9 protein-coding genes and 1 pseudogene are annotated in these 11378 nt (G+C 57.2%); 5 read left to right on the top strand and 5 right to left on the bottom strand.

All coding sequences use genetic code 11. From position 1 onward, the window contains the following. The first annotated feature begins 304 nt into the window (after window positions 1-304). From ACXJKO_RS26020 to ACXJKO_RS26040, 5 genes and pseudogenes are all read left to right on the top strand, one after another. Complete coding sequence (locus tag ACXJKO_RS26020) at window positions 305-1444, top strand: CapA family protein (protein WP_457093954.1); 1140 nt, start codon at window positions 305-307, stop codon at window positions 1442-1444. Between the two features lie 380 nt (window positions 1445-1824). Continuing rightward, the gene (locus ACXJKO_RS26025; RefSeq protein WP_457093955.1) at window positions 1825-2697 is read left to right on the top strand and encodes an ATP-grasp fold amidoligase family protein; all 873 of its coding nucleotides are present in this window, start codon (window positions 1825-1827) and stop codon (window positions 2695-2697) included. Between the two features lie 751 nt (window positions 2698-3448). Further along, a complete protein-coding gene (locus ACXJKO_RS26030) occupies window positions 3449-4234 on the top strand; it encodes a glycosyltransferase (protein ID WP_457093956.1) in 786 nt (261 codons plus the stop codon). 160 nt (window positions 4235-4394) lie between these two features. Further along, window positions 4395-5334, top strand: a pseudogene (locus tag ACXJKO_RS26035) (IS630 family transposase). A gap of 45 nt (window positions 5335-5379) precedes the next feature. Beyond that, window positions 5380-5589, top strand: a complete 210-nt coding sequence (locus ACXJKO_RS26040) for a WGR domain-containing protein (protein WP_457093957.1) — start codon at window positions 5380-5382, stop codon at window positions 5587-5589. Window positions 5590-5672: 83 nt separating this feature from the next. Here the strand turns inward: ACXJKO_RS26040 and ACXJKO_RS26045 are convergent, their stop codons facing one another. The 5 genes from ACXJKO_RS26045 to ACXJKO_RS26065 form a co-directional block, all read right to left on the bottom strand. Continuing rightward, entirely contained in the window at window positions 5673-6389 is a 717-nt protein-coding gene (locus ACXJKO_RS26045) for a class I SAM-dependent methyltransferase (RefSeq protein ID WP_457093958.1), read from the bottom strand. 497 nt (window positions 6390-6886) lie between these two features. After that, window positions 6887-7615 (bottom strand): DDE-type integrase/transposase/recombinase, encoded by a 729-nt coding sequence (locus ACXJKO_RS26050; RefSeq protein WP_457093959.1) that lies wholly within the window; start codon window positions 7613-7615, stop codon window positions 6887-6889. 172 nt (window positions 7616-7787) lie between these two features. After that, on the bottom strand, window positions 7788-8933 hold the full coding sequence (locus ACXJKO_RS26055; protein ID WP_457093960.1) for an acyl-CoA dehydrogenase family protein: 1146 nt from the start codon (window positions 8931-8933) through the stop codon (window positions 7788-7790). A gap of 3 nt (window positions 8934-8936) precedes the next feature. Next, a complete protein-coding gene (locus tag ACXJKO_RS26060; protein ID WP_457093961.1) occupies window positions 8937-10502 on the bottom strand; it encodes an amino acid adenylation domain-containing protein in 1566 nt (521 codons plus the stop codon). A 33-nt stretch (window positions 10503-10535) separates the two neighbouring features. Continuing rightward, window positions 10536-10790 (bottom strand): acyl carrier protein, encoded by a 255-nt coding sequence (locus ACXJKO_RS26065; RefSeq protein ID WP_457093962.1) that lies wholly within the window; start codon window positions 10788-10790, stop codon window positions 10536-10538. Window positions 10791-11378: the final 588 nt, after the last annotated feature.

Below are 11378 nucleotides of genomic sequence, written 5' to 3' on the forward strand. Positions count from 1 at the left end.
ATACAGGGCTTGCAGGTATCTAGCCACTCCGAGTCTTGGAAGACTCGTAGTTATCGCAGGCTCACGTAAAAGCCGGCGGCGCACACGCAGCGTATCCTGACAAGGAAGGTATGGATCCGAATTGCGCATCATACGCACCGTTTGATCGTCTGATCATCCTGTCAGTGCCAAAGGCTCGCGGTATCGCTGACCAGCCTCGGCCTTGCAACGCACTCCCAGTTGCGTTGCGTCGTAAACACTTGGACGCCCACCGGAAACGACATGAGAAACCTCCGCGTTTGCTATGTTTGAAAGGGCTTTTGAAATGGCATCGATATTTGTGTGTGGCGATATCGTGAATTACGGATGCGCAAGCGGTCGAGTCTGCGCACCGGACTTGGCCGAAATCATAGTCAATGCCGATTATTCCATTGGGAATTTTGAAGCGCCGGTTCAAAGCTCCGGCAAGCCCCAGCCCAAGTCTGGCATACGTCATCAGCAGCGCGCCGAAACGGTGGCAGGACTAAGAGCTCAGGGTTTCGATCTGCTGCTTCTCGCGAATAACCACATCATAGATTACGGAGCCGCTGGCTTGGCCGAAACGCTGAAATTGGCAGGAGAGGCCAGGCTTGACACGCTTGGGGCCGGTTTCGACGCTGCGGCAGCCTACCAACCTCTTCTTCGAACGATCGGGGGATTCCGGGTCGCCATGCTCAATGCTGCCGAAGCTCAATTCGGAATCATTGACGGTTTCGATAGGGCGCAAGGGGCAGGGTTCGCATGGATCAACGACAGCAGAATAGACAAGGCTATTGTTCAGCTGAGGAAGGAAAGCGACCTTATCATCGTCTTCTCACATGCTGGCCTTGAATATTATCCGATCCCGCAAAAAGGATGGAGAGATCGCTACAAACACCTCTGCGATCTGGGAGCCGATGTCGTCATCGGCTCTCATCCTCACGTTCCACAAGGATACGAGATTCATTCAGGATCACTGATTTTCTATAGTCTTGGAAATTTCTTTTTCGACTTCGGTAGCTTTCGAAATAAAGAAGATCGCTCCTATTCGGTCCTGCTGGAGCTATCAACTGATAGACCTCTCCAATTCAGGCCAATTTATCACCACAAACAGGATGGGATTGTTCAGGTCTCGCCTGCTGATCGCCAGATCGGTCTTGAGGAACKGTGCAGCCGTTTGGAAGGCGACTACGAGCGACAACATGATCTGATGAGCCTGCAAACCTACGAGCGGATCAGGCGGAAGCTCCGCTTTTCGTTGTTGCCTTTGCCGCTTGAGGGCGGAATCAGGCCAATGCTGCGAAGGATAAAATCCCTGATGCTCGGCAGAGGTGAAAGGATCGACAAGGATCTATTGCTGCTGCATCTTTTGAGAAACGAGGCCTACCGCTTTGCGGCTACCCATGCTCTCGAGGTGATATCGCGGGAAAGATACGGCAAGCCGTAGGTCCTGCCAGCTCCACACAACCCCGGACGGCCACACCGTCAAGCATGCCCGACGCCCATGGCAGCACGTTCCGCATCCGATGGCGCCAAATAGCAATTTTCAACCGCTTCGCCGAAGTTGAGAAAAACCTGCTTGTTCGATATGCTAGCGAGACTTGCTGAAGGTGATGGAACCTACGGCCTTCTGCGAACGATAGGAGAGTTGCCGGGAAGCTTGCATCGCCTCAATCCAAAAGCTGGACTGCTCCGCCAAACTTCCCGCTTGTTTTCTTCAAGAAAGCCGCCCACGAAATCTTCGTATGCTTTTGAGCGGCACCCTCTTACGTCAAAGTCGAGAAGGAAAAGGCGTGCTCAGCTTCCACTCTCCATCGGGAGGTGAAATTGATCAAGACACTCGTCAGTTTTCTTGAGCCGCACCTGAACGATAAAGCTTTCGTCTATCAAAATCATTTTCGCGCTCACAGGCGGCTTCCTGATCTCATGAGACAAAGCCGTTTCACTGATCGAATGGCCTTTCGGAGACTTTATCCCTCAGCTTTATTCACGCCACTATCCGACAAAATTCAAGCTCGTGATTATGTGAAGGAACTTGTGGGAGAGAAATACCTCATCCCCCTCCTTGCCGTCACGACTGACATCGATGACTTCGCTTTTGAAAATCTCCCTTCTTCGTTTGCCATGAAAGCCAGTCATGGGTCGAAGTGGAACGAGTTCGTATATGACAAGAGTGAAGTRGATATCAAAGCGCTGCGCACCAAGGCACGCAATTGGCTATCGCAGAACTATTACACGAAGCTGAGGGAACGACATTACCGTGAAATATCCCCACGCATTTTGTTTGAGACGCTCCTGTCCGATGAGGGCAAAATGCCAAAGGACTACAAGGTCCACTGCTTCAGAAAAAATGGAACGTTAACTCAGATTGTCCAAGTCGTCAGCAATCGGTTTGAAGCTCAAAAAGCCAATTACTTCACATCAAATTGGGATCCGATCGACATGACTCAAGGATATCCATCTATCCCAAGCGAACAACTTCCGCGCCCAGAAAGTTTGGACGAGCTCCTATTCGTTTCTGATGCACTATCAAGAAGCTTCAATTATGTACGAGTTGATTTATATCTGATCGATAAGATCTATTTTGGCGAGATGTCGTTCACGCCGAATGCTGGACTATTAAAGTTCAGCCCGGACAGTATGGACAAGAGATGGGCTGACCTATTTGAGAAGGATCGCCCCCAATCCGCGCAAGCTTGAGTGACAACCGCTTAGTTCTTGCGAAAAGCTTCTTCAAGCAAATTTGGGGCTAACACCGATTGACGAGACAAGCCCTGACGGCATGCAATGAACCGACCTTCTTGGATATTTGTCGATCTCAGCAGCTGGGCTTGCCAACGCGCTAGGGCGAACATCGCCCAGCTCAAAGCAACCCCGGTTTCCTAAAAGACTTGCGCGGGAGCCTCCTCCCTTCAAGCATTCACGGTGCTTTGGGCCGAACAAGGTTGTTTTCTACCGGACGCCGATGATACGCTTGAGCCGTAGGTTGGAGGAGCGCGTTGTGGGCCAAGTTCAATCTCGCGAACCTGACCGCCAGGAGGCGCAGGACCACCCGATCCGGGCCAACCGACAGGCCCAGCGTAGCATACCTTACGAGAGTGCACCGGATGTAACGCAAGCCGCGCCGATTGGGCCGATCATCTTCCCTTTCACCGGGTTTGGCGTCGGCGGAAGCCACATCTCCACGTTCAACTTGGCGCGATCGCTTGAGGACGATTATGGCTTGCGGTCAGTAATCGTCGCCGCGGAAGGGTCGCCTGTTGCTAAGGAGGCCGCTCGAACCGGCCTCGAAGTCCATCTGATCTTGAATCCACCAGCCAGTGTGCGCTCCCTTCTAGCCGATGTTACAAATCTTCCGGCGCGAATGCGGTTCTTGCGGCGGTATGGTTCAAACGCCGTTCTGCATTGCAATGACATTTGGACACTTCGGTCCTGGGGAGTGCCGGGGAAAATGATCGGCATGCCAGTCATCTATCATCATCGGCAGTTCGAGAAAAGGGCCTGGCCCAACAGAATTCTCATCGCAATGGCCAGCTCCGTCGTAAGCATCTCGGAAGCCTGCCGGCGCAACTTGGCATTTTTGCCCGATGATCGGGTGCACAACATCGTCAATCCTTTTCCGGAAGGCGCAGACATTGATGCAAACGTCTGCAGAGCCGAATTGGAAGACCGATGGCTGGGCGATGGCGCGATCGTTCTCGTCGGCTTCGCCGGCACATTCGCGCGCCGCAAGCGCCCTGACTTTTTCCTCGATATCTGTGGCGCGCTTGCCGAGCGAGACCCTCGCGCCCGTTTCGTTCTATCAGGGCGTGACAGCGGCTTCACAGCTGAAGCGCTATCGACTCACGCACGCCGGCTTGGGTTGGCCGAGAGGACTTTCGTTGCCGGATTCCGTTCACCGCCTGAGAGGAACATCGCTCCTCTGGATGTGCTGATCGCTCCAGCGTTTGCTGAGCCCTTTGGCCGCACATTGGTGGAGGCGATGCTGCTGGGTGTTCCTTATGTCGCCACCGCTGACGCCGGTCACAATGAGATCTTCTCGCGTTGGGGCGGCGGGCGGATCGTCGAGCGTGCAGCGACAGCGGACCAATTCGCTGATGAGATCATGCAGACTCTCGCATCGCGGGACTCGGTCATCCTATCCGAAGGGAGACGCCGCCAACTGGCCGAAGAGGTATCGCCCCGCGCCCATGCCGGAAAGGTGCTCGACGTCTATCGGAGCGTCCTGTCTCGATGAGCGTGCTTCCGACGGTTATGAATCAGTGCCGGCAGGAAAACCCGCGCCGGAGGAAGACTTGACAATGCGCCACGCTCTAGAGCATCGGACGGCAACGCCGATTGAAAGGCTTCCCTTCGGGGCGCAGGAGTGCTTCCCTTCCGAGGCCAGGAAGTGGATCATGACCAAGAGCTATTCCCTTGATCTGCGTGTGCGGGTGGTGGCCTTTGTTGAAGCCAGCCACTCCTGCCAGGCGGTGGCGCGCCACTTTGGGGTGAGCAACAGCTTCGCCATCAAGCTGCTGCAGCGCCAGCGACAGTCGGGATCACCAACCCCAGCACGTCAGGGCCGGCCGCCTGACCACAGAAGACTTTCGCCCTACGAGACGTTTCTGATCCAAGCCGTCGAGACCAAGCCGGACATCGCCATGCCCGAACTCGCGGCTCGACTTCTGGAGTAGCATGGAATTACCCCGCCCGGCGGCTCTCTCACGTCTGCTGTGCCGGCACGGCTTCACGTATAAAAAAGCCTAGATGGCCACGGAATGCGCACGCGCCGACATTCGGGATGAACGCCGCGTCTGGAGGGCTCGGCGTCAGGCCCGCATCGGCTGGTGTTTCTCGATAAAACGTACGTCAATACCAAGATGACGCGCCTGCGCGGACGTAGCCGCAGAGGCCAACCCTTGCGCGCTTTAGCACCCTTCGGTCACTGGAAGACGCACACCTTCATCGCTGGGCTGCGCTGCCATGAGTTGTGTGCGCCCTGGATCATCGCCGGCCCGATTACCCGCTTGGCGTTCGACATTTACATTGAGACACAACTGGCGCCGACCTTGCAGGAAGGCGACCTCGTGATCCTCGACAACCTCGCGGTCCACAAGAGTGTGCGAGCGGCGGAGTGTCTGAGGCAACGAGGCACCTGATTCCTATTCCTGCCAGCTTACTCGCCCGATTTGAACCCAATCGAGCCGGCCTTCGCAAAGATCAAAGCGCATCTGCGCAAAGCCGAAACCCGAACCGTTGACGGGCTCTGGCGCACCCTTGGCGACATCTGCAATTTTGTTCGAAACAAACGAATGCTGGAACTATCTCAGGGCTGCAGGATATGCATCCGTGTAAGCGTCCGATGCTCGAACTGCGCTCGCGCCGATCAAGCACCACCTCGTGCTGCACAAGCGTACCCGAGAGAGGCGCGCGGCGCGGTTCTATGTGCTCACGATCGAGCGGGATCTGCTCGGGACTGTGCGCAACTGGGGCAGGATCGGCACCAAAGGGCAGGAGCTGGTCGAGGTGTCCGATAGCGAGATCGAGGCCGGTGAGGCGCTGGAGGCAATTGACAGAGTCAAGCGCCGGCGCGGCTATCACAATCTGTGAGGCTAATTTAGATTTACCAGGCGCAAGAAACAGTCCCAATGGAATACTGCTGGGCGCTTTTGACTCCTGAGCTGATAGACGATCTATCTGCTTAGCAGCTTATGAATAAGGCGCTCTGGCAGCGATGGCGACGTAGTTTTGATCTCCAAGAGCCGTGGATCGCTCGAGTTTGCAAGCTTCTGGGCCCACCCCCAGCCGTTATCTTCGATAAAATTGCCAAATCCAGAATGCTGAAGAACAAGCTTTTCCCACACCTGTCGGATCTGGGCTGTGTTTTTCTGCTCGTCTGTCATCGAGCGAACGAATTCCTTTTGCAGTGCTGCAGGGCTCTTCGAATAGGACCAGTCCAGATCATCGAACAGGATCCATCCTCCAGGCCTGAGCACTTTCTCGACCAGGAAGAAAGCGAAACCATCGGTGTCCCAGGTGTGAGCCCCATCAATGAACACAAATTCAAATGGCTCCAGCACATACGCTTCGAGGTTTCTCATCAGGTGCCATGTATACGAAATTGGATCGTAGTGTAGGTCAACCAGGCTCTCCAGCCCGGCATGAATTATAAGGTCCTGAGCACTCGGAGTGCGCTCGAATGCACTATGGTTGTCGACAGCAACGACTTTGCCCCTGCCCAGGGTCTGGACGGCTCCGGCGATCCACACGGTCCCGACCCCGTGGGCAAATCCCAGTTCAAGGCAGCGAGTCAAGCGGTACTTGCGGATGAAATCGTAAAGGTTGCGTCCTCGGTCTGGGTGGGTGTGGGGTGTGGTGCCGACAACAAATTTGATCTCCTCTGGGCTCATGCAGACCTCCTCTGAGTTCATTGCTGAGGACGTAGTGAAAACCGAGGCCTTGAGGGAGCGGAGACTCTGCTGGCCTCTGACTAGTGCGCCTGCGTGGCAGGTAGCCTGCGACATTGTCCACGATGTCGTTTCTTTCGTCCACATCATGGCAATCGTGTTCGCTGCTAGGTATTTTTCCGTTGAAAGCTATAGCGCACCCTGGACACAGGGCTTAACTCGCGAACCGAAAAAGGCGTATAAGGCCGTCTGTGGACGGCGCCTGTGTGGCAAGAGGGCTCTTGGTGTTTTGACACTTTGGTCGGGTGCCGCCCTGTGTTCGGCCTTGATATGCGGCCTCATGACGGCTGGTCCTGATGAAGTTCGCGGATCAGGTCGCCATCGTTTATGCTGCGTCTGAGCAAAACGGCCTTCTCGGGCTGCTCTGCCCCCCGGCTCGACTGGTTCGTCATCACCACCTCACCAATCCTGCAAATGTCTCGTCCGGCTCCAAAGGCTGCCTACGCGGGCGCAGCCGCCGGAGCACAGTATCCTTCCTTGTCCTGCAGGACCGCCCAGCCGATCCGAGCCAGCTTGTTGGCGATGGCGGTCTTGACCGCGCTGGCTGGAAAGCATGAGCCTCTATCGGTGAGCTCGTGCGTGACCTTGAAGGGAGCAGCACGGATCGCCTCTTTGAGGAAGGCGATCGCGCTGCTCGTTAGCTCATCATCTCTGACAGCCAGATGCACCCAGCGCGAGCAGCGGTCGATGGCGACATACAGATAGCGCCTGCGGCGCTCGCCGTTGGCGGTCTGTCGCTTGGGCAGGTGCTTGATGTCCAGGTGCGCGAAGCCGAGGTCATCCTCCTTGGGCGTGCCGCTCTCGCGCCTGCGCTGATGAGCCCACTGCAGGTGGCCGAGCCCCTCAGCCTTGAGGATGCGGTAGACGGCATCGCGGTTGCGACGCAGCAGGAATTGCGTGACCACAAAAGTCAGATCATTGAGGGGAAAGCCGGTCGAGCGGCGCAGGGCACAGACGGTGGCACGTTCCTCGTCCGTGGCTTTCCAGGGCAGCTTGTGCGGCCGGTTGCTGTGGTCCTGGCAGTCCTGTGCTCCGCGCTTGCGCCATTTGCAGATGGTCTCGGTGCTCACGCAGAAGCGTTTGGCGAGTATGCCCGTCGGCTCGGGTGAGCGGGCAATCTCGTCGCGAACGGCCGGAGTGGTGCGGGCTTGCGGATGGATAGACAGCATCAGGTCCTCCCTCGACGAGGCAATGAGCGAACCGTCCACTCAAAGCGCCAGACATACTCCTCGATCGTCCAACACACCCGGCCCTAACAACGAACCCCTACCAAACAGCTAAAGTAAGGAAGCGCCTCGACCGCGAGCCGGTCGAGAGCCAGCCACTTCGAGTTGAGGCATCCTACAGGCCCAGCAGTGACGCGACGATAATTCTTTGGATCTCGGAAGTGCCCGAGTAGAGCTTGCTGCCTAAGGCATCTCGCAGCTCACGTTCGACTTCCAACTCGGTCATGTAGCCGTAACCGCCATGGATCTGAAGGGCGTCCTCCGCGCATCTGACCCAGTTCTCGCTGATAGTGAGCTTCGCGAGAGCGGCCTCGAGAAAGATGCTTTTCCCTTTGCTTTGCAGCCAAGCTGTCCGATACAGCGCGGCCTGGGCCTGGTCCAGGCGCATCTTCATGTCGACGATCTTCGTCGCGATCAGCTGAAACTTGCCGATCGACTGACCGAACTGCTTACGGTCCTTCGCGTAGCGAATGGATGTTTCAAGCAATCGCTGCATCGTTCCGACCGCGCTGGCCAGGATACAGGCTCGCTCCCAGTTCATCGAGTGCGTGAAGAGATTCTTCCCGTTCCCCTCTCGGCCGAGACGGTTTTCGACCGGAACCTCGCAGTCCTCGAAAAAGAGTTCGGCCATGGGCGATGTCCGCAAGCCCATCTTTTCCAGGGCATGGCCGACTTTGAACCCAGGGTAATCTTTCTCCACCAGAAAGCCGCAGATGCCGTTTGGCCCTGCGGATCGATCCAGGGTGGCATAGACGATGATCAAATCGCCGATGGTTCCGTTCGAGACGAAGGTCTTGCTGCCGTTCAGGACATAGCGGTCGCCACGCCGCTCCGCCCTTGTCTGCAGACTATAGGCGTCGGAACCGGAGCCCGGCTCCGTCATGGCGTTTCCGCCGATAAGGCTGCCATCGCACAAGCGCGGCAGGTATATCCGCTTCTGCTCTTCGCTGCCGAAATCCAAAAGCGGGATTTCAAGCGTCCACATGTGGGCGTTGATCGAGAAGATCAGGCCATTGTCCTTGCAGCCATAGCCCAGACTCTCAAGGACACCCACGGTCGTCAGCGGGTCGGCGCCGGCCCCGCCGTAATCCGTCGGGACAGGAAGTCCGTGGATTCCGAATTCCGCGCACTTGCGCCACCCGTCGAGATTGAACTCGCCCCGCTTGTCGCGGTCACGCAAGCCATCGTTGAGTTCCTCAAGAGCGAATTTCCTGACAGCTTCGCGAAACTGAGCCTGCTCTTCGGTCCACGTGAAGTCCACGGGTCAGCCCTCACTCCAAAACTTCAAGGTCTGGTAGTCGACCTTGTCCGTCGAGGTCTTGGGAAGCGAAGGATGGAAGCTGAAGCGATCCGGGATCATGTAGACAGGGATATGCTCGGAGCAGAAGGTCTTCATCTCGATAAGCGAGAGCCTCCTGCCCTCCTTCGACACGACATGGGCATGCACTCTCATACCCAGTGCGTCATCCGTCAGCGCGACGACGGCGGCCTCCCAAATATCGGGGTGCCGATAAAGGCAGACCTCGATCTCACCCAACTCGACCCGGAACCCGCGCTTCTTGATCATGCGATCCTTGCGGCCGAGGTAGCGCAAGTTGCCGTCGGAATCCTCCTTGGTTATGTCGCCTGTCCGGTAAAATGTCCTGCCCGCCACATCGATGAAGCATTTTCGCGACTGCTCCGGCAGGTTCCAGTAGCCTCGCGTGACCGCCGGGCCGTGAATGCACAACTCGCCTTCTTTGCCTGTCTCGACCGCACTTCCGTCCTCATCGATGAGGACTCCAGAAAGGTGGGAGCAGACCTTGCCGATCGGCATCGGCTCTGTACGATCCTCAGGGATCGGCTTCGGGACCTCATAAAACGTGCAGACATTGGTCTCCGTCGGCCCATAGAGATTGAAGTAGCGTGGATGAGGCCAGCACTTCACCAGTGATCTCAGGTGAACGACCGGGAACACCTCTCCGGCGAAAAGAACGAACCGCAAGGCCGAGCAGTTTCGGCTGTCAAGCGTGCCGGATTGCACCATCAGGCTCAGAATGGACGGCGCCGAGTACCATACGGTGATCTTGAAGTCGGCAATCACTTGAGCGAGTTCGGCTGGCTTCTTGCCAGCCTCCTCGCCTATCAGCACCAATGTGCCCATGTGCTTTAGGGCGCTGTAGATGTCGAAGACGGACAGGTCGAAATGGAAGGGGGCGTGCGAGGAAAACCGATCCGTCGGCACCAGGTCGAAGGTTTCCGAGCACCACTCGACGAAGCTCGCCGCGTTGAGATGCGTCAGCTGCACGCCTTTTGGCTTGCCGGTCGAGCCGGATGTGTAGAGCACGAAGGCGAGGTCGTCCGGCTGGACGTCCGCCGAAACACTCTCCTTCGCGGGGGCGCTGCGATCCTCCTCATCGAGCATGGCGCGCAGGTGGCCGCCGCCGCCCGCATCGCCAATCACGAGAAGCACCGGGTAGGTTCCCGGCGAGAACGCATCCTCGGCGAGCATCGGCGCGAAGCGGCTCTCTATGACCGCGACCGCTACCCCGCAATCGGCGAGGATGTAGCTGTTGCGTGCCGACGGCGCTGTGGGATCGACCGGAACATAAGCCGCACCGGCTTTCAGGATGCCGAATATCGTCGCCACCGCATCGATTGACTTGCGGATCCAGAAACCGACGCGGTCGCCGGGGCCCACTCCGCGTTCGATCAGTCGATCACACAGCCGATCCGACAAGCGATCAAGTTCCTGATAGGTGATGGAGCTGCCGTCGGTCTCCTGGACCGCGATCTTGTCGGGCCACTGCCGCGCGCTGCTCTCAAGATAGTGATGGAGCCTCACTGACATCGGACCCTCGTGGGCACAGCACGGCCAATTTGGTCAACGCTTCGAAGCAACCAGTTCAGAGATCGTCTGCAAGGTGTTCAGGTKCTCCTCATCCGCCTCGTGAGCCTTCACCTGGATATTGAACTGCTGTTCAAGGAAAGTGACGAGTTTCAAGGTCGCCAGGGAGTCGATGATGCCGGTGGAGACCAGCGGCGTAGTCGGCGTGAGCATGCTGGGTTCTTCGCCAGGAAGAAACTCATCGAGAATGAAATCCTTGACGATGCTCATCACGGAGCTCTCATGCATCATGAAGTCGCTCTCCCTGTACTTCGGCATCACGCAGGCTGCCCTGAGGGATCTTTCGCCGGGCAAGATGGGCGGAGGTACTATTGCAACGTCACTACTTGAAGCAACATGGCCATTGTAGTCCCGTGTCGACGTTGTCCGCAAGCACGAGCCGTCGACAGACTTGGCATGTTTTTACGGCAATTCGCTTTGGAGCTGCCGTTCACGCGATGATACCTGACATTGGTGCCGATTGCAGCACGTGGAAGCGCACCGTAAAACCCGCATGCGGGGCTCGTTTTCTCCTTTGCCGAGAGAGTGCCGACGCGACCTTCGCCCGATCTGCTAGATTAGCGCTTGCCTCTCTCTGGACCTGAAGCCTCTTGCCGATCAATGATCCTCCAGGCCGAACGGCTGAAAGAGATCGGATCTTGGAACGCGCAGAGGAGGCCACGCCCGTGGAAGCTCCACTCACTTCAACGCGCACAGGGCTGATGCGCAGAACCGTCCGCGCACTGTCAGGCATCCCGAACGCCAGCGGGACCGCCTCCGGTGCAGGCATGTGGGAGGCGGTCGAAACCTACAGGGCGCAACTCCGAAAGGATCTTGAAC

The organism is Microvirga sp. P5_D2, assembly GCF_054049475.1.

Coding starts and splice junctions, on each gene's coding strand:
- ACXJKO_RS26060 (WP_457093961.1), bottom strand. CDS start 10,502: ATGTCAGTGAGGCTCCATCACTATCTTGAGAGCAGCGCGCGGCAGTGG.
- ACXJKO_RS26050 (WP_457093959.1), bottom strand. CDS start 7,615: ATGCTGTCTATCCATCCGCAAGCCCGCACCACTCCGGCCGTTCGCGAC.
- ACXJKO_RS26030 (WP_457093956.1), top strand. CDS start 3,449: ATGATCGGCATGCCAGTCATCTATCATCATCGGCAGTTCGAGAAAAGG.
- ACXJKO_RS26045 (WP_457093958.1), bottom strand. CDS start 6,389: ATGAGCCCAGAGGAGATCAAATTTGTTGTCGGCACCACACCCCACACC.